This is a genomic window from Carboxylicivirga longa (assembly GCF_050589825.1).
Taxonomy (GTDB): Bacteria; Bacteroidota; Bacteroidia; order Bacteroidales; family Marinilabiliaceae; genus Carboxylicivirga; species Carboxylicivirga longa.
Genome location: NZ_JBNGOZ010000019.1, coordinates 58,466 through 79,539, shown reverse-complemented (window position 1 = coordinate 79,539; position 21,074 = coordinate 58,466). Strand labels below are relative to the sequence as shown.

Genomic DNA, 21,074 nt, shown 5'->3' with positions numbered 1-21,074 from the left:
GATTAGAATATGAAAGCAAATAAGATAATAATTTTAGTATTCGCACTTTTCACTTACTTAAGTGCATGTACTGATTATCTGGATGTATCTGACGAGTTAGCAGATGGATTACAGGATTTGGATCAGGTATTTGATAATGTGGATTATACCCGTCGTTACTATGCCAATGTATTTACAGGTATTCCGGATTATTCCGGAATTGTGAGTGCGGGTGGTTTCTCTAATCCGTGGGCCGGTATTTGTGATGAAGTACACCCCGGTTATGGAGATGCTCGTAATTACGTGATTGCAGATAAAAACGAATCAACGGTTAAGTTTCACCGTTGGGGGCATGCTTATAAATTGATTCGTCAGGCAAATATATTCTTATCTCGAGTTAAGCCCATTGAGCCTGATGGGCCTCATGCGGCTGATTTAACCGAAGAGGAAGTAGCAGAAATGAAGGCGAATGTGCGTTTTATGCGTGCTTATTATCACTATCTTCTCTTTGAACAATACGGATCTATTCTTTTGGTGAAAGATCATATTTTTGATGCCAATGAAAATCTGGATATCCCCCGTGCACCGCTTGATGAGGTAATTAATTATATCGATTCAGAACTTTTAGCTGTAGCTGAGGAGCTCGAACAAGAGCCCATTGAGGATCAGCAATATCTTGCCTTGCCTACTAAAGGGGTGGCTTTAGCTGTAAGAGCTAAGCTATGGATGTATGCCGCCAGTCCATTGTTTAATGGAGGATATTCTGAAGCATTACGTGTTATGACACCTTATGGTGAGTCTGGCCAGGATGTTAGAATGTATCCCGATTATGACGCAGAGAAATGGGTAAAGGCAAAGAATGCCTTGAAAGATTTTATCGACTATGCCGATGCCGGACGTTATGCCCTCTATGATACGGATAACCCCATGGAGGATGTTTATGAATTATTTCAGACTTATAACGAGGAAATAATCTGGGCGACAGCTAATAATAACTGGGGTGGTATGAACGGTGATGCTTTTGACAGACGTTGTACTCCGCGCAGTGAGCCCAATGGTATTAGCAATATCGGCATTTATCAGGAGCTGGTGGATGATTTCTACATGGCAGATGGTCTCCCAATTAAGGATGAAGACTTTTTACCGGGGTCACCACTTTATTCAGAAGAAGGGTTTTCTACTGTTGATGGTGACGAAATATTTAATATGTGGGTGAATCGCGAACCTCGTTTCTATAATACAGTATTTTTTCAAGGGCGTCGCTGGCATATTTCTGATAATGTTATAGAATTTCATTTTGGTTCTGGCAATGACCGTACCGGGCAGCATACAGAGACAGGTTATCTGTTGTATAAGCGCTTTAACCGTACGGTTCATAAGCGTCATCCGGGAGTTGCTGCTCAGTTTCGCCCTTCAATTATTTTCCGCTTAGCCGATTTTTATTTGCTTTATGCCGAGGCATTGAATGAAGTTAATCCGGCTGATCCTAATGTATTGGACTATTTGAATCGCGTAAGAGAACGTGCCGGATTACCTGCTATTGAAACTCTAAATGCGTCGATTGCAGGGGATAAAGAGCTACAGCGCTTAGCCATCATGCGCGAACGCCGTGTTGAACTAGCCACCGAAGGACAGCGCTATTTCGATATCCGTCGCTGGATGATCGCTGATCAGTTATTGGGGCAACAAAACAGAGACATGCATGGCATGAATATGGCTGGCGATAAATCCAACTTCTTTAAAAGAACCAAGATGCAGCGCAATATTTTTAAGCGTAAGATGTATTTGCAGCCTATTCCTTTTCATGAAATGCAAAAGTCAGATGGTGCACTGGTGCAGAATCCAGGATGGCGCTAGAGATAATGTGGTGATTTATTAAAAATTATAAACTATGAAAAATCTATTATATTATACATTAACGATCTTTCTGCTTGCAAGTGCCTTTGGCTGTAAGGACAATTTCGACGCGGAGGGAATGGCACCCGGTGTCCTTTCCATTGCAACGCCGGGCCTGAAAAAGATCGTGTCCTACGATGTTGGAGAAACTTATTCTGAGCCAATTTGGATTTCAGTAGGTGGCCTTGAGAATGGTGACAGTAAGGTTTTGTTTACAATTCAGCCTGAATTATTGGATTCTTTAAATGATTTTGAGGGTAAAAACTTTGAAATATTGCCGGAGTCTTGTTACTCTTTGTCTGATGAACCAGTGGTAATTCCGGCTGGTGAAAGCAATGTGCAAATTAATTTGGAGTATTACCCTGAGGAAATTCTCAAATATCAGGCATACGGAGATGAAAAGTTTGTTTTACCCATTGTTATGAAAGAACTTGATGGTTTTTCGATTGTCGATGGTAGAAATGAAATGTTTTTAAACTTCGTTGTTTCTGAGCCTAAGGTGAGAATTTTAAATGCTGGTATGTATGAAATTGACGTAACTGCCGATAACCTAAGTTCTATGGATGTCGCACTAGGTGTGGAGTTCACCAATAAATGGGATATTCATATTAATCTTAATGTAAGCCAGGAGCTCGTAGATGCGTACAATACCGATAATGGAACCTTTTACTCATTGTTGCCCGAAACGATGTATACGGCACCGGAAAGTATCGACTTGCCCAATGGAACGAAAGAAGTAATAGCGGCTTATCAGTTGCATAAGGATAAGATTATGCCAGGCAACTATATGATGCCTTTTAAAATTGCTTCGCTCGAAAGTTCACTGGATGGTGAACCCACCGATGTCATAAAAATTGAAGAAGATGATGAGTTATACTACACCTTTTCTTTAATGGGCGACCTTCTTCCTAAAGCCGCGTGGACGATTGAGTCATTTACTACTCAGGAGCCTGCGGAAGGACAATGGGGCAATGGAGGTTTGGCCATTCATTTGATTGACGATAATCCAAGAACATTTTGGCACAGTGCATGGGCCGGTGGTTCCGATCCACTGCCTTATCAAATTACAATCGATATGGCTAAGGAGTGTCTGATTTCTCAAATAGAAGTATTGCCACGGGGTGGTAGTACCAACAATCCAATTTACTTATTGGACTTTGAAACCAGTATTGATGGTCAAAACTGGGAGTTTGTTGGACGTTTCGATTTTGAAAATACAACCGAGCCGCTTGTATATGCTGTAAAGGCAACCCAGGCACGCTATATTCGTATGATTGTTCCCGATTCGGGTGGTAACCAAACTATTGCCGCTATCCGAGAGTTAAGTGCCTACGGTAAGGAGCTGTAGCTCTTAAAAATTTAGTCATTTTATTGTGGAGGCTGTCTCGAAAGAGGCGGCCTCTTTTAATATGCACCACAATCATCATTAAATAATCTCATCATGCAGACGGACGGTTTTACACTGTGTTTTATCATAGCATAAGTTGAGAATATGCTTTACTTTCGTAGTTTGGCCTTGCGTGAATAGTACGTACGATAAAGGCTGATAAGCCGAGTTAAGATACATTCAAATATTATATATGCAGATGAGAAAAATACCATTACTTCTTTTATTGTGTGTTTACACAACAAGTATTTTGGCGCAGCGCCAAACCGATTGGGCCACCTGGAAGATGGCGGGGGTGCAGCAGCTGGCTAAACCGGCCTTTGCCGACCACAAAACCGTGGACAATCAGGAATTTAAGATGAGTGATTTGCTGACGAAGACCCAGATTGGAGAGGGGCAGGAATGTAATCAGTTGCCAAGTATTACTGTGGCATCGGATAGCCTGGTTCCGGGCATCAATGCGCCCCATCAGTTAACACGTTTGTGTGCTTATATCAGCAGCGATCGTTATACCAAAGCCAGCCTGTCGGTAGTCAGCAACGGACTTTTTGAAGTTTATCTTGATGGAAAGAAGGTAAAGACCCAGGCTGCAGTTGCAAAGCAGGTGGTTAACACTGATCTTACCCTGTTACAGGGTAAGCACCATTTAATGCTTAAAATGCTGAGTGCCGACAGTACACTTACTCTGGCAACTTCACTTAAAGCTACGGGTGATACCACTGCCAGTATTCGGTGGAGCCTCGATCCGACGCGTACTATGAGTATAAATGATGTGATGAACGGGGATTATGTGCAGTCAGTGCAGGTGTCGCCCTCCGGCAGATATGCTTTGATTAATGAGGCAGAGGTGCTGGCTGGCAGTGGCAAAAACATTAGCACTAAGCGCCTCTATGATCTCACTAAGCAAAGTACTTTGCGCTTATTTCGTAACGGTGATCTTGCGGGGGCGCAGTGGCTGCCATCTACAGACCGTATCTCCTATACGGTAAAACGTGATGACGTAACCGACGTGTATCTTTATGATGTGGCTGCCAACACAGAAGAAAGGGTAGCTGCCGGACTTAAGAATCTGGGTCACCTAAACTGGTCACCCAACGAAGATTATGCCATCTTTAGCCATGCCGATAAGGCGGATAAGGCCGGTGACATGAAAAGGATATTTGGCAATGATGATCGCCTGCCCTATTTCCGTACCCGTTACTTTCTCTACAAGCTCGATTTGGACAGTAAGCTGGTGAAGCGTATTACCTTTGGGCATCTCAGTACAAGCCTGCACGACATTAGCCCCGACGGTAAACACCTTCTTTTCTCTACCTCGCAGCGCGATTATACGGCTGTACCTTTCTCGCGGCAGAACCTTTATCAGATGAATATTAATACACTGGCGTTGGATACCTTGTGGAAGGATAAACTTTATGGGGGTACTTGTCAGTATTCTCCCGATGGGAAACAGCTTTTGGTAAGCGGTTCGCCAGAGGCCTTCGGAGAACTGGGTGTAAAAGTAAGCACCGGCCATCAGCCCAATGTCTATGATACGCAGTTGTACCTTTTCGATTTAAAAACCCGTGAAGCTCGTGCCTTAACGCGTGATTTTGATCCTGCCGTAAAACAGGCTTCCTGGCACGATGAGAATACCATTTATTTAACGGCTACCGATGAGGACTATGTGAAGTTGTATCAGTACGACCTGAAAAAAAATCGTTTCACCCCATATAACTTGCCCGTGGAGGTGATTAGTCGTATCGACATGGCACAAAAGGCACCGGTGGCGCTCTATAAGGGTACTAGCATCAACACTCCCGAGCAGCTTTATGCGCTGAATCCTAAGAACAGCAAAAGCACACGCATTAGTTTCCCCAAAGAAAATCTTTACAAAGATATACAGCTTGGGAAAACCGAAGACTGGAATTTCGTAAATAAAAATGGCACCACCATAAAGGGTAGCGTTTATTATCCGCCCAACTACGATGCCGCTAAGAAATATCCTGTAATCGTCTATTACTACGGGGGTACCACTCCAACGTCACGTACTTTTGGTGGTCGTTATCCTAAAAATATATGGGCCGCTGCCGGCTATATGGTTTATGTACTGCAGCCCAGTGGTGCTATAGGTTTTGGGCAGGATTTCTCATCGCTGCATGTGAATGGCTGGGGACGCGATGCCATTGATGACATTATTGATGGCACCCAACAGTTTTTGGCGGCGCATCCTGCTGCCGACAGCGAAAATGTAGGATGTATTGGTGCTTCCTACGGTGGTTTCACGACCATGACCCTGCAAACACGTACCGATATTTTCAAGACGGCCATATCTCATGCCGGTATCAGTGATATTACCAGTTATTGGGGCGAAGGCTACTGGGGCTATTCCTACAGTGCAGGCGCCACAAAAAATAGCTATCCCTGGAACCGGAAGGATATTTATGTGGAGAATAGCCCGCTGTTTAATGCCGATAAGTTCCAAAACTCTATCCTCTTGCTGCATGGCACGGCTGATACCAATGTGCCGGTGGGTGAGAGTCTTCAGTTTTATGCTGCCCTAAAGATACTGGACAAGGAGGTGGAGATGGTGCTGATCGATGGCGAAAATCATATCATTATGAATTATCATAAGCGTCTGAAATGGCACAATACCATCATGGCCTGGTTCGATATGAAATTGAAAAACCAAGGGGAACAGTGGAAAACCCTTTACCCCGATAAGAATCTATAAGATTGAAATACAAACTTGTTAAAAAGGGAATGAGCTACGGCGAGTTCCCTTTTTTGGTCTAATGTTGTGACTTGCAATTTCGCATAATTACTTTATTTTTGATGCGCTAAAATCCGTTTATATCCTATTATCAGCTAATTATTCTATTGTGAGACCATGTGTTCTTTTTTTACTATCCTTGTGTGTATTTCTGCCCATTAAGGGGCAGCATCTTTCAACGTATTCCCGCTCATACTACAGTACCTCCAATGGCCTTACCCAAAATGAGGTGACCTCCATTGCCCGCGATAAATACGGTTTTATGTGGTTTGGCACGCGGGGAGGTCTTAATCGTTACGATGGTTATACCTTTAAGCAGTTTAAACCCCAGGAAATTGGGCAGGGTGGTTTATCCGGAGCTTCCATAGAAACTTTACGGGCCGATGGTGAGGGAAATATTTTAATTGGAACTAAATCGGGCGGTTTCTGTAAATACAATAGCCATACTGAGCAATTTGAGCCGCGCCGGAATGATGGCCATCAGCCTAAGCGGCTTATTGCCTTGCACGAAGATAGGGAGGGCAACCGGTGGTTTGGTGGGTGGTACAGCGGACTGTGGTGCCAGATGCAGGGCACGGATAGCTTAGTTCAGCTGATGGATAATGAAAAAGTGTCGTCCATTGTACAAACTACCGATGGCACAATATGGTGCGGTACTGGCCTTGGGTTAATTAAAGCAGTGGATGGTAACATAACACAACCCCTGGCGTTAGAGGGTGACCTCACAGAAATTATTGTGGATGAACAGGAGCCTTTTCTTTGGCTGGTGGGATGGGAAACGCATCTGATACGTTATAATTACCTTGATAACACTTACCAGCAATTCAAGTCATCGGATCCTTCCTTTACCCTGAAAGATGCTTATTCGCTTGAGCAATTGGATGATGGAAATATTCTTGTCGGCACCTGGGGACAAGGACTCTTTCTGTTTGATAAGGAGATGCAGCAGTTTCATAAGATTAATATCGCGCCAGATAGGGGATTGGGCGCTCGCCTGGATTATGATGTGATACTGGATATTTTTGAAGATGATAAGGACAATATATGGCTGGGTACCGATGGCGGTGGTATCGTGCATCTGTATAAAAAGTCAAATTTTAATGTGCTGCATATTGAGACAGCCAATAATGTTCTTAAGTGCCATATTAATGCAGTTTATAGTGATGATTCAAGCCGATTGTGGCTGGGAACTAAGGGTAATGGGCTTTTTATCTCAACAAATAACAAGGTTTTTCGCCCGGTTGGTTTCGCTGAAGATGATGCGACGATAGCTGCCCAATCACTGGTGATAAAAGCCATAGTAGGTGATGAGCAAGGGCGTATTTGGGTGAGTGCCGATGAAGGATTGTTTGTGGTTGAGGAAAGCAGGCAGGGACAGCCTCAACTAAGTCCGGCGGCAAATCGCTTCAGTAGTCCCGATCTGGAAATGGCTGAGAAGGTGCAGTCATTGTATTTCGACGGTAATAATTTGTGGTTGGGTACGCAGCAGTGGGGGCTCTATCATTTTCAAAAGCAGCAGGAGATTTATCAGTTGAAGCAACATTTTAGCCGTCGCAATGAAGATGCTTACCTTCCTGAGAATCGTATTACCGATATATTTAAATGGAAGGAAGCGCTATGGATTGCCACCTACAATGGTTTGTTTAAGTATGACAGTAATCGGGGGACTTTTAGCTCACTCAACACCATGTTGATAGCCGATAAGGGACTCTTATGCGATATCGTGCTGTGTACACATATTGATGACCATGATCAGCTATGGCTCGGCACTCCTTGTGGACTCAACCGCCTCACGCAGGTTCATGCCGATAGCTGTGCGCTCCGTTATTATGGAAAAGCCGATGGTTTTATTGATGATTATATCAACAGCATACTGGAGGATGAGCAGGGGCGAATATGGATCAGCACCAATGGCGGATTATCGGCACTTGATACCGTGAAGGGACAGGTGCTTAATTTCGATAACGCGGACGGAGTGGGAGTTTCTAACTTCTCAGAGGCAGCCTGCTTTAAAGCAAAGGATAATACTCTCTTTTTTGGAAGCTCTGAGGGTGTTACTTCTTTTGTGCCCGCAGATATTGGGATTAATAGAGCCCGCCCAAAGCCTGTATTCACCGCTTTTAAAGTGCTCAATAAAGAAGTATCCGTGGCCGACGATGGTTTGATTAACGTTTCCTTAAATGCCATCAAAAGGCTGGAGCTGACTCATGTTGAGCGGGAGGTGTCTTTTCAGTTTGCTGCCCTTGATTTTAAGGCGCCGCATAAGATACAGTATGCTTATCAAATGGAAGGTGCTGATGATGAATGGAAGATAATTGGTCCGCGTCGTTTCTTATCTTTTAGCAATCTAAAACCTGGTGATTATACACTACGCCTGAAAGCTACCAATTCCAATGGTGTTTGGTCTGACCAAATAAGCAGTCTGCCCATCGTGGTTCACCCTCCTCTGTGGAAAACATGGTATGCTTTGCTCCTCTATCTTATCATTATTATTTTGGTTGTTATGCTAATTATGAAGTTTCAGTTGCAGATGGAACGGCTGAATAATACGATCAGACTAGAGAAGATTAATGCTGAGAAAGAGCATCAGCTCACCGAGTATAAACTTAACTTTTTTACCAATATTTCGCATGAGTTACGCACGCCGTTAACGCTGATCACTGCTCCTCTTGCAGAGTTAATGGCCAGGGATTTAAAAACCACTCCCGTGAATTACATAAGCAATAAGTTGGGTTTGATAAGTAAAAATACCAGACAGCTGCAGCGTTTGATCAATCAGCTGATGGAGTTTCGTAAGATAGACACGGGTAAAATAAAGCTGTGCGTGTCATCATTTGATGTGGTGCCTTTTGTGAACGATGTATTGGCTAAGTTTAGGGGGATGACCGAAGTATCCGCTCAGGTGCTGAAAATCGATATTAAGGTCGGCATGCAAGAGGTATATGCCGATCAGGAGCGTTTGGAGCTGATACTCGATAACCTGCTGTCCAACGCTTTTAAGTATTCAGGTAAGCCCGGTAAAGTTGGGTTTCACCTGGAAGTGAAAGGTGAGTCACTGGTGATGAGTGTGACCAATGATGGTGAGGGCTTGTCAAAGACAGAGATGAGCCATGTGTTTGAGCGCTTCTACCAGGGGGGCACAATGCGTTTGGGTGTCGGATCGGGTGTGGGCCTCGCCCTGGTTAAGTCCTATGTTGATCTGCACCATGGAAGCATTGAAGTGGATAGCCAGAGGAATGAATGGACGCGCTTTACCTTGACTTTACCCTTGGGGAATACTCATTTTGCCACCGATGAGGTGAAGCTTAGTGAAGAGGTATCAACCAGGCAGCAGCCCGTGCATGAGGCAGTGGCCCAAACTGCCGTTGATTTGCCATCCTTGAAGTATAAATCGGAAGGACATACTATTGTGATAGTAGAGGACAATGAGGCCGTGCGAAATTATCTGCTGGAGCTTTTGAGTCAATATTATCAGGTATTCGTTGCTGCCGATGGCATGGAAGGTTTCAACTGTGTAGTGGAGCATCAGCCTGCCCTGGTTATCTCCGATGTGATGATGCCTTGTATGGATGGTTATGAACTGTGTGCCCGCATAAAAAAGGATGAACGACTAATGCACATTCCGGTGCTGTTGCTTACCGCCAAAGGTTTACCTGAGGATGAACTCTATGGCGCAAGAACGGGTGCCGACGCCTACCTCACAAAGCCTTTTAGTCCCGAGTTACTTCTTGAGAAAGCACGGCAGCTCATTGCCCTGCGTCAGCAGCTAAGCGATAAATATGCCAAACAAGTGCGGCTCGAAGCTTCCCAGATAGATCTGTCGAATACCGATGCTGTTTTTATTGAGAAAGCCTTGAAGGCGGTAGAGCAAAATATGGATAACCCCACCTTTGACAGCGAACAGCTGGCCGTCATTTTAGCCATGAGTAGTTCAACGTTCTACCGGCGAATCAAAAAAGTGACCGGGCAGACACCACGCGATTTTATCATGGGTATTAAAATGAAAAAGGCAGCACAATACCTGTTGGAAACCAATTTTACTGTGACAGAAATTGTGGAGAAATTGGGCTATCAGGAAGTCAAAACATTCCGTCGTCATTTTAAGGAGGCCCATGGGCTTACTCCAAGCGAGTATCGTAAAAAGTAATAAATGTCCTTAAATGTGAAATTTACTCTCGCTTCTGTTTTTTATTTTGTTGCTTGAGTTGTCCTGTGTATTGGGCTGTATCATAGTGTTTAATATTTTCTCACTGCATGCCAATGTCCCTTTTTTGATAAGAATTTCCCTGCAATAATTCATGGTTTATGCCTCTTCTTTGAAGTTATTGGTCCCTTGCTGACAACATTTATTAACAACCTTGCCACTGTAAAAGTTAATGAATTCTTATGTCCGTTAAAAAACAGCAATCGCACCTTTTACATAAGCGAATGAAGCAACTAAAGCGCAATATGTATTTACTCTATTTACTATTGATAATTATAGTAGGCAGTTTGCTTTATAGTCTTGTTTGCTGATGAGGTGTGTAAAAAAGTTTACCCAAATGACTTACAGAATGATTAAAAATTAAACGCATGAAAACAACACGCAGAAGATTGAAACAGTTTCTGGCCTTTGTGGGACTTGTAATGTTTATAACATTCAGTTCGTATGCACAAGGGCTAAGTATTTCCGGTAATGTGAAAGACAAGGCCGGCGAGCCTGTTCCGGGAGTAACGGTGCTGGAGAAAGGCACAACAAACGGTACCATCACCGATTTTGATGGTAATTATGCTTTCACGCTTCAGGGCGATGATGCAGTATTGGTATTCTCTTTTATTGGAATGAAAACCACTGAAGCAGCTGTCGCTGGTCAGTCGCGCCTTAATGTGGTGCTGGAAGCTGAAAACATTGGCATGGATGAAGTGGTAGTGGTGGGCTACGGTTCTCAGAAAAAAGTGAACCTAACAGGGTCGGTTGCCGCTGTTAAGTTCGATGATGTGGTGAATACACCGGTGGCCAACACAGCCAATATGCTGCAGGGTCGCTTGCCCGGAGTAGTACTTACCAACAATGGGGGTCAGGCCGGTAAGGACAGTCCGCAGATTCGCATCCGTGGTATTGGTACCCTTAGCGATAACAACGACCCCATGGTGTTAATCGATGGGGTGGAGAGCACCGTGTCGCAGATGTCGCAGATTGGCCCTAACGACATAGAAAATGTATCGGTACTAAAAGATGCCGCCTCTGCCTCTATCTACGGGGTGCGTGCTGCCAATGGTGTGATCTTAATCACCACCAAGCGCGGGCAGAATCAAAAGCCTACCATTAGCTATGCCGGTAGTGTGGCTATTCAGCGCCCTACAGTATTGGCCGATTATTTGAATAGCGCCGACTGGGCCGTCGCTTTTAACGAAGCCAAGGGTGCTGATATTTACACACCTGAAATGATTCAGAAGCTAAATGACGGATCTGACCCTGATAATTTTGCCAATACCGATTGGCTGGATGAGATGTTTCGTACGGCACCCATGCATCAGCATCACCTGTCGATGCGCGGAGGTAATGAGCATACGCGTTATATGTTTTCTACCCAGTACAGCGACCAGGATGGTATAATGCTGAATACCGGTAGTAAACGTTACGGTTTTCGCTCTAATATCGACTCGCAGGTAGGCATCCTTACTTTTGGGCTAAACGTGTCGGGTAGCAAGCAAGATGTTCAGGAGCCCTTAACGTCGGTGTCCGGCGAGGGTTTGATGCGCATGATTACCTGGTTTACACGTCCTACCGTGCCGGTGAAATATAGTAATGGTCATTATGCCTATATGGATGGTACCTCCTTGTCGCACACTATTTTCAAGAATCCTATTCATGATATTTACGCGGGTAACAAAACTCAGGAGCAGACGCATTTCGACGGTAAAGCTTTTGCAAAGGTCGATATCCTGAAAAATCTTAGTTTCAGAACTAACCTGGCGTATAAACTATACCGTCAGGATGTTTCAGCCTTTAAGCCTACCAGCAAAAAGTATGATGTTAATGGCAATGTGCTGGCCGAGGATAAGACCAACCGATTAGCAGATTCGTATGTAAAGACTTCTACCATATTGAATGAGAATGTTTTCGATTATCAGGTAGACCTTGGCGAGCATGATCTAACTGTTATGGTGGGGCACTCCACACAGCAGTCGCGCACCGATTTGGGATCGGCTTCCATCGAAGGCTTCCCAACTAACAATATTTATGAACTCGACGGAGGTTCTGTTAACCCTACAGTGTCAGGCTCGGCCTACGAAAATAGTTTGCAGTCCTTCTTCGGACGCGTGGGCTATAATTTCAACTCAAAATATCTGTTTGAGATGAATATTCGCCATGATGGTTCTTCGCGTATGCCCAAAGCAAACCGTTATGCTACCTTCCCATCTTTCTCAGTGGGCTGGAATATCGACCGAGAAAGTTTTATGGAAAACCTCGATTTCCTTACAGCCTTGAAGCTGCGCGGTAGCTGGGGTAAGTTAGGTAACCAGGAAATTGGTAACTATGCCTATATGCAGTCGCTGATTGTGGGAGCCAATTATTATTTTGGCGATAACCTGGCCGCCGGATTGAAAAAGCCTAATATTGCCAATGATAAACTGAAGTGGGAAACAACAGCCATTACTGATATTGGTTTGGATGCCGCCTTCTTCGATAATAAGCTTACCCTTACAGCCGATTGGTTTAATAAAGAAACTTCTGACATCCTACTGCGCCTGGCCATGCCACCATCATTCCTGGGCGCTTTGTCAGCACCCTATCAAAATGCTGGGGTAGTGCGCAACCGTGGTTGGGAGCTGGCGGCTAATTATCGCGAAATAAAAAACGACTTTAGTTGGCAAGTGGGTTTTAACCTGTCATCGGTAGATAACGAGATTGTTGATAACAAGGGGATTGCCGATTATGGTTTTAACACCGTGAATCGCGAAGGATATGCTATTAATTCTTATTACGGACTGAAGTCTTTAGGTCTTTACCGCACCGAGGCCGATCTGCAACGCACTACTGTTGTTGATGGAGTTGAAACCGTGATTACCCAATATGGTAATGCACCGCAACTTGGCGATATTATGTATGAAGATGTGAACGGTGATGGTAATATTAATGACGATGACCGTATGATTATCGGTAATCCATTCCCTAAATTTCAGTATGGTATTAACCTGGGCTTTAGCTATAAGAACTTCGATTTGAGTATGTTTTGGCAAGGTGTTGGCGGTATCGACCGTTATAACTGGGAGCAAACCACCCTGTCCAACGGCGGTAACATGACTACCCGCTGGCTCGATCGCTATTCGTCTGATAACACCGACGGATCCATGCCACGCCTGGGTGAAACCAATAACGATAAGTATTCATCATTTTGGCTCACCAAGGCCGACTACCTGCGTTTGAAGTCGCTGGAGATAGGTTATAATTTTAAGCCTGAGCTACTCAGTGGATTAGGTGTGCAGTCCTTACGCGCTTATGTGGCCGGTTCGAACTTATTAACATTTACCAGCCTTGATAATTTTGATCCGGAAAAGACAAGTGGTGATATGCGCAATGATGTGCACCCGAATACACAGACTTTCTCCTTTGGTGTAAATGTTTCATTTTAAAGACTATTAAATAATGAAAAGACATAATTTATTATATTTCGCCCTTTTACTTTCGTTAATCAGCTGGAGCTGTAGCGATGATTTTCTGGATAAAAAATCACTGACGGGCTCATCGAATGAAACCTTCTGGCAAACACCCGAAGATGCAATGATGGGACTGGCGGCCTGTTATGATGGCTTGCAGAATGGTTTTCTGTATAACGGAGGCCCCTGGGAAAATGGCTTTTTCTTTATGGATGCCATGACCGACAACGGTGGTCACTTTAACTGGGACGGCTGGATGGCCGGTTATGATATCACCAATGGTATTCATACGCCCAGCAGTTGGCAGGTGGGTGATTTCTGGAAGGCAAGCTATGAAGTTATTAATCGCTGTAATGCGCTAATAACTCGCATTGAAGGTATTGATATGGATGCTTCAAAAAAGGCTACCTATAAGGCAGAAGCGATTGCTATTCGAGCCCTTATGTATCTGAATCTTACGATGACCTATCAGGATGTACCTTTTCTAACACAGGATCGTGGTATGGATGAGGCTGAGACTGGCAAAACAGATCGTGCTACCATTGTAGATGCCATCATCACAGACCTCAAAGAGGCCGCCGATGCACTACCTGTTGAGCCCGAGAGTCGCGGACATATTACCCGAGGAGCTGCCTGGAGTCTGCTGGGCCGTGTTGCGCTCTACAATGAAAAATGGGAAGTAGCCATTGAATATTATAATAAGGTGATGACGCTGGGCTACGACCTGGCCGATGATTATGCTGCTTTGTTTACTCGTGAGGGTGAGGCTGATAATGAGGTAATATTTGGTGTGCGCTTCGAGGGCCCCGGACTAAAAGAGGGATCATCTTTTGCTGCCCACTGGGATACACCATTGGAAGCCATCAATGGATCGCTTGACCTGGCCAAAGCCTACCATTGCACCGATGGATTGCCAACCCACCAATCGCCGTTGTATGAAGAAGGAGAGAATGACTTGCAGAATAACCGTCCCGACGCCCTGCGCTACAATAACCGCGACCCACGCTTAAAGGCGACTTTATTTGTGCCGGGCATGAAATGGGGCAATAACACTGCTGAGTTTTATGGTGGTGCGGCTGCTTCACGGTCAACGGTTTATGTTTATAAATATTTTGATCCTTTTCAATCTTCAAGTGATTCATGGGATAGTGGACAGGATTTTTATGTCATCCGCTATGCTGAAGTGTTACTGTCACTGGCCGAAGCCATGGTGCAGAAAGGAGACTATGTATATGCCGATGTAACCCACCTTATTAACGAGGTGCGTGCCCGTGTGGATATGCCATCGGTGGAAGAAGTGGAGGGTACAGCGCTCGATCGTGATGCTTTACTGGCCTTGATTAAGCACGAGCGAAGAGTAGAGACCGCTTTTGAAGGTTTGCGTCTGTTTGACCTGTATCGCTGGAAAGAGCTAAAGCAGGCGGTGGATAATATTGAAGCTGAGCGCAGCCTCTTTTCGGGTATCCACCAATACTTCCTTTATGAGCAGCGTAACTACCGTGGCGAGAAGGAATATGTTTGGCCCATTCCTCTGGCTGAAGTAGACGCCAATAAAAATATTGATCAACATCCGTTGTGGAAATAATAACATCGAATTGATGAGTGGTTAAGTATGTGACTTATCGGATGACTATAGACATAGTCGTCCGATAAGTATTTAATACATTTTCATAATGCCACCAATAGTTGATCCATCATCCTTAAGCGTTAGTTCTTATTAAAATGTATTGAATGAAAATAAAATTAATTAATCTCATTATTATGTGCTTTGCAGCACAGCTTGGACTTGCTCAGACAAATCCTTACAAGCCCGATGTCAGACCTGCACCACAGCAGGTAGATGGTAAGAAACTTGTGTGGCACGATGAGTTCAATATCCCCGGTAAACCTAAGTCTGATAACTGGTCCTACGAGGAAGGATTCGTTCGAAATCGTGAGTTGCAGTGGTATCAGCCTGACAATGCTTTTTGTGCAGATAATCGTCTGGTACTCGAAGGGCGAAGGGTGAATAAGCCAAACCCTCAATACGGATCGGATAAATTACCCGATTGGGCTCGTCATCGCGAGAATATTGAATTTACATCCGCCTGTGTAATCACAAAGGATAAGCACAGCTGGAAATATGGCCGCTTTGAAATACGTGCCAAAATACCTACCGAGCTTGGCTCCTGGCCGGCCATCTGGCTGCTTGGTATCAATCCGCAAAAGGGATGGCCCGACAATGGCGAAATTGATATTATGGAGTTTTATATCAAAAATGGCTCTCCATCCATCTTAGCCAATGTGGCCTGGGGTACAGGTCAAAAACATGTTGCCAAATGGGATGAGTTTTATCAGGCTATATCTTTTTTTACCGATAAAGATCCTGATTGGACCAATAAATACCATATCTGGCGCATGGAGTGGACACCTACTGCCATTGAACTTTACCTCGATGATTACCTGCTGAATCGCACATCACTGGACGAAACCATTAATCCGGATGGATACCGACCCTTTACCGAAGAGCAATATCTCCTGCTTAACCTGGCCCTGGGATCCAATGGTGGTGACCCCACCGACACTACTTTTCCTTTACAGTATGAAATTGATTATGTTCGTGTATACCAGGATGCCACAGGTACCTATAATGGTAAGAAACAAGATGAGGGTAGAACCAACGAGGCGGTCAAGGCCTGTTGTACTCATTAAACAAAAAGATAAAGGCTTATTCTTGGATCAATACTAAGGATAAGCTTCTTTTTTGCATTTTATTGATTAGGGAGGCCAGTACTAAGTTTGGTAAGTCCCATGTTAATTAACCATCTATGGAAGAGTCTTTTATTAAGTGTCTTGTGATAAAGAGCAGTACCGTAAAATATCTTGAACGCTCTACCAGGTTTTGTTAAAGGAATTATTATTTAACACGCTGAACAAAAATGGTGTAATGATGAGGTAAAGGATCTGTGTTGCGAATGGATTTATGGGGCTAATATAAGAATGCTAATACTATTTTATTTACTTTTCGGTTATCAATAAATGATTTTTAGATAATAGTTGGTGATTTTTGTATCCTTATGGAAGTAATTGGCGTATAGTGTTTTTTATATTAACAAAATGTAATAACATTCACGTTTTATTTAAAATTACCATGATGCGAAAAATAGCTGCTTTTGGATATATTGCTATCCTCGTTTTACTATTGTTTACCTCTGGCTTACAGGCGCAAACCGCTATCGCTCCAGCTTCAGGTGATGGATCACAATCTAATCCATATCTCATTACATCTCTCGAAAACCTCTACTGGATCAGTCAAAATGAGGACACATGGAATAAGTATTTTTTGCAAACAGCAAACATTGATGCAAGTCCGAGCCATAGTTGGCATCCGTATGATCATGACAATGACCCGGGCACCGCGGATGTTCCCATGGGCTTTCCACCCATTGGATATTTCAACTTTTCCTCTGTGGCTTTTATGGGTCATTATGATGGTGGCGGTTTCACCATAAGTAATGTGTATATGCATAACCCTGATGCCTATGCTCTTGGTTTATTCGGAAATACAAGAGAGGCCTCTATCACCAGGTTAGGTCTTAATGACCTTATCATCATTGGTGGAAATTATGTAGGGGGTATTATAGGCACCGCGAACAAAACCGATATAAGTTATTGCTATGCTTCGGGCGAGCTAAAAGGATATGATTGTGGACTTTTGACAGGTGAATTAAATTACTCTAACATAACCAACTGTTACGCACGGGGTAATATTGCTGAAGGTAGATCGGACGGCTTGTTAGCATCGGGTTCTCAAAGCCAGATAACCAATTGCTACAGCGTGGTTTCTTCCTCAACCAACAATTCGCCTCAATTATCGGGTAGTGTATATTATAATATTATAAATTCGTTTTACAATACAGATGTCGCCGGAGATAATCTTACTTTCATTACAGCACGGAGCACATACGACTTGCAGCAATCTTGTACTTATCTGGAAGCAGGATGGGATTTTATGCACGAAACTATCAACAACAGTAAGGGCATTTGGGGAATGAATCCATTGGTAAACGATGGCTACCCCTTTTTATGGTGGCAAGGGTTTGAAAGTACAGCTAATCTAGATGATTGCTGTTTTTATCCTGAGCTGTCTATTCAAGGCGACGGGACAGTAGAAAATCCATATCAAGTAGAAAATGCCTGTCACCTGAAATGGATCTCGCAAAACCCGGGTGTATGGGATAAACATTTTATTCAAATGTGCTCAATTAATCTTAGTAAATCTCAGACATGGAATTATGGCGATCACGATAACAACAACAAAACCCCACTGCTTCCTTTGGGCTATCGACCAATAGGGGAATACATAAAGAATAGCAATGGAACCATAACAGCCAATGGCTTTAGCGGAGTATACGACGGACAGGGATTTACAATTGATTCAGTATACATTTATCGTCCGGAAGAATCTAATATCGGATTTTTTGGACTGATTAAGTCGGGACATGTTAAAAACCTGGGCCTTACTAACGGCCGGGTGGTAGGAGGCAGTAGCACGGCCATTTTTGCTGCCAATATCGCAGAGGCAAGTGTGGAAAACTGCTTTTCGGAAGGAAACGTGACAGGCGGAACTGCTTACGATGGATTTGTGGGCGGTTTTGTCGGATACGCAAAGTGGAATGCATCTATTTACAATTGCTATGCAAACTGTAATGTGTATTCCGATTTCAGCGATATTGGTGGTTTTGCGGGTTGCTTTGGAGGTTCTGAATTGAGTCATTGTTATGCGCTGGGCAGTGTTCAAGGAGAATCCATCGTAGGTGGATTTGTGGGTTTTCTGAGCACAACCATCAAAAATTCTTATGCCCGAACCACCATCAAAGCCGCCTCAGCTTCTTCTATTGGTGGCTTTGTGGGGTGGGGACATACCGATGGACTCACCGAGCATTGTTATAGTGCCAGCACCATCGAATGCCCCGAAGGTGCCAATGTGGGTGGTTTTATTGGGTCACGTACTGAATTTTCCATGCGCAATTGTTTGTTTGATAACACCATTGCCGATTACTCTAAAGTAGGTGATGGGATAGCCTACAGTTCCGAAATGATGAAGAACATGTGCACTTTTACTTCAAAGGCATGGGATTTTGCCGGGGAAAGTGAAAATGGCACACTTGATCATTGGAAAATAAATCCGGAGTTTAACAATGGATATCCATTTTTATTATGGCAGGATGGAATGCACACAGGTTCATGCAACCCATCCTGGGTCAACCCGGTGAATCCTGAACTAAGCATTGATGTATATCCAAATCCAGCCGCCTCGGTAATTAATGTAAAAGGATACCAAACTCCATTCACTTATGTTATTATTGATATGAATGGACGAGTTCAGCAGGAAGGTTCTGGTATAAAAGATATACCAATACATAACTTGTCAAATGGTACTTACACGCTGGTTGTTTCGGATAGCAATAATAGTAGAAGTACGATATTTATTAAAAAGCACTAACTAATATATCTACGGTCGGTTTCAGCGCATGCAGAACCGACCGTAGTATTTCTAATTGATTGATCTTCTTGTAGTATGGCAGTATGCCTAGATTATGGTTTGCCTCCTATTACTATTTAACTGTGATCTCTCCGGCTTAGTTATTATTACAGTTTCTTTTTCGGTGTTGATAGATTTCACGTTTCATCTTTATTAAAGCTACCTCTATGAATCTCAAGTCATCTACCCATTTGGTCAACTTATAATATGCATCTATCAATACAGAGCAAGCTCTCCTGTCAAATCAATTAATTTAGCATTCGCTAATCAGTTATAGACACCCAAGGGGAGAATCATAAGGGGTGGAATCAAAAAAAGGAAATTGTAATGATTAAACATTTAGGTACGGCTGTATTGTGTATGTTTTGATTGGTTACTTGATGAATAATTAGATTCTCGCGTAATAAATTGAATCGATTGCATGTGCTGTATAAATGATAACTCGGTGTAAATAAGATTTATTAATACTCCATTACAATAATCCGAACTTAACAAGATAAATATAAACCAATTTTTAGCTATGAAAAAAAATTACGTACTAACGTTATTGCTAATCTGCTCATTGGCAGTAAAAGGGCAATATACTCTAACGATTGATGATGTAGACTTTGATGCTGCCACCGGTACAATAATAAAATACTATGATACCGGTGAATTTCAGATTAAAATTCCAGATAGTTTTAGTGGAGTAGAAGTTAGAGTAATCGGGGATAATGCTTTTGCTAAAGCTGATGCCGGGCCTTTAATGAAAGTCGTTTTTCCAAATACTATTACCTCAATAGGGAATAGTGCATTTAGAGATAATACTAATTTGCAATATATGACATTGCCCACTTCGCTAAGCACTATTGGGGCGAGTGCTTTTTATCGCACGGGTATAAGAAGTCTTACCATACCTAATTCTGTTGTTACACTTGGGAATTATGCTTTTGGACATAGCAATTTAAGTAGTGTTACTATTAGTAATTCTATTACTGAAATTGGCGACGGTGTTTTTACTTTTAATCACTTAAGTAATGTTACCATTCCTGCTTCAGTGAATAGGATTGGAAATAACGCATTTACTTCAAATGAGTTAACAAGTATAATCATCCCCGCTACAGTTACTTTTATTGGGAAAGGGGCATTTTCTTACAACAAATTAACCAGTGTCACTATTCCTTCTTCAATAACTACTATTGAGGAAGCTGTGTTTCATAGCAACCGTCTTACTAATGTTACCATTCCCAATTCAGTAACGTCTATCGGAGATAAGGCTTTTTACAGTAATGATTTTAGTCAATTTACTATTCCCAATTCGATATCATCTATTGGTGCTCAGGCATTTGATTATAATGATAATCTGACTGTAATAGACTTGCCTGCAGATGTTTTAGGATTTAAAAATGAAGTGTGGAAGGATCAAAATAGTAAGATCGTTACTGAGATGACGGGATTTTATAGTAGTTATGCCGTGTATGGTGATGCTGTAGTTATCCACACTGTTACATTTGTAGATTATGATGACACTTTGATTGAATCTGTAAAGGTAGAACAAGGATCCTCGGCAGTTGCTCCAGCAGACCCGATACGTGCTAATTTTGCTTTCATAGGCTGGGATGCAAGTTATGATAATGTTGTTGCCGATATGATTGTGAAAGCTATGTATGAACCAGGTCATTCAGTTGTTTTTAAAGATTGGGACGGTGAGATACTAAAGAGAGAGGGAGTTCCTCATGGCTCATCAGCCACGGCCCCAGCAAATCCAACACGTGTTGGTTATACCTTTACGGGTTGGGACATCGCATTTGATAACGTTACGACAGCATTAACCGTAGCGGCTCAATATACGATTAATACCTATAGCGTGCGTTTCGAAGATTGGGATGGCAGTGAGCTAAAAACAGAAAGCGTAA

General features: G+C 43.1%; 9 protein-coding genes. All 9 read left to right on the top strand.

Annotation, left to right across the window (positions count from 1 at the left end):
• The first annotated feature begins 9 nt into the window (after positions 1-9).
• Positions 10-1,836, top strand: coding sequence for a RagB/SusD family nutrient uptake outer membrane protein (locus ACRD7A_RS15045; protein ID WP_430812785.1), 1,827 nt, complete (start codon positions 10-12; stop codon positions 1,834-1,836).
• Between the two features lie 34 nt (positions 1,837-1,870).
• Positions 1,871-3,223, top strand: a complete 1,353-nt coding sequence (locus ACRD7A_RS15040; protein ID WP_430812784.1) for a BT_3987 domain-containing protein — start codon at positions 1,871-1,873, stop codon at positions 3,221-3,223.
• Positions 3,224-3,461: 238 nt separating this feature from the next.
• Positions 3,462-5,975 carry a S9 family peptidase gene (locus tag ACRD7A_RS15035; protein WP_430812783.1) on the top strand — a complete coding sequence of 838 codons (2,514 nt, stop codon included), beginning with the start codon at positions 3,462-3,464 and terminating at the stop codon, positions 5,973-5,975.
• Between the two features lie 148 nt (positions 5,976-6,123).
• A complete protein-coding gene (locus ACRD7A_RS15030; protein ID WP_430812782.1) occupies positions 6,124-10,161 on the top strand; it encodes a hybrid sensor histidine kinase/response regulator transcription factor in 4,038 nt (1,345 codons plus the stop codon).
• Positions 10,162-10,586: 425 nt separating this feature from the next.
• Positions 10,587-13,631: a SusC/RagA family TonB-linked outer membrane protein gene (locus ACRD7A_RS15025; protein ID WP_430812781.1), complete on the top strand. Its 3,045-nt coding sequence runs from the start codon at positions 10,587-10,589 to the stop codon at positions 13,629-13,631.
• A 13-nt stretch (positions 13,632-13,644) separates the two neighbouring features.
• Positions 13,645-15,240, top strand: coding sequence for a RagB/SusD family nutrient uptake outer membrane protein (locus ACRD7A_RS15020; protein ID WP_430812780.1), 1,596 nt, complete (start codon positions 13,645-13,647; stop codon positions 15,238-15,240).
• 146 nt (positions 15,241-15,386) lie between these two features.
• Entirely contained in the window at positions 15,387-16,346 is a 960-nt protein-coding gene (locus ACRD7A_RS15015) for a glycoside hydrolase family 16 protein (RefSeq protein WP_430812779.1), read from the top strand.
• Positions 16,347-16,785: 439 nt separating this feature from the next.
• Positions 16,786-19,140 carry a T9SS type A sorting domain-containing protein gene (locus ACRD7A_RS15010; RefSeq protein WP_430812778.1) on the top strand — a complete coding sequence of 785 codons (2,355 nt, stop codon included), beginning with the start codon at positions 16,786-16,788 and terminating at the stop codon, positions 19,138-19,140.
• 559 nt (positions 19,141-19,699) lie between these two features.
• Positions 19,700-21,074: leucine-rich repeat protein (locus ACRD7A_RS15005; RefSeq protein ID WP_430812777.1), on the top strand; the 1,375-nt coding region annotated here is incomplete at its 3' end.

Excerpts from the sequence above, each read along its gene's own strand:
- ACRD7A_RS15025 (WP_430812781.1), top strand. The coding sequence starts at position 10,587 with ATGAAAACAACACGCAGAAGATTGAAACAGTTTCTGGCCTTTGTGGGA.
- ACRD7A_RS15020 (WP_430812780.1), top strand. The coding sequence starts at position 13,645 with ATGAAAAGACATAATTTATTATATTTCGCCCTTTTACTTTCGTTAATC.
- ACRD7A_RS15035 (WP_430812783.1), top strand. The coding sequence starts at position 3,462 with ATGAGAAAAATACCATTACTTCTTTTATTGTGTGTTTACACAACAAGT.
- ACRD7A_RS15015 (WP_430812779.1), top strand. The coding sequence starts at position 15,387 with ATGAAAATAAAATTAATTAATCTCATTATTATGTGCTTTGCAGCACAG.
- ACRD7A_RS15045 (WP_430812785.1), top strand. The coding sequence starts at position 10 with ATGAAAGCAAATAAGATAATAATTTTAGTATTCGCACTTTTCACTTAC.
- ACRD7A_RS15040 (WP_430812784.1), top strand. The coding sequence starts at position 1,871 with ATGAAAAATCTATTATATTATACATTAACGATCTTTCTGCTTGCAAGT.
- ACRD7A_RS15010 (WP_430812778.1), top strand. The coding sequence starts at position 16,786 with ATGATGCGAAAAATAGCTGCTTTTGGATATATTGCTATCCTCGTTTTA.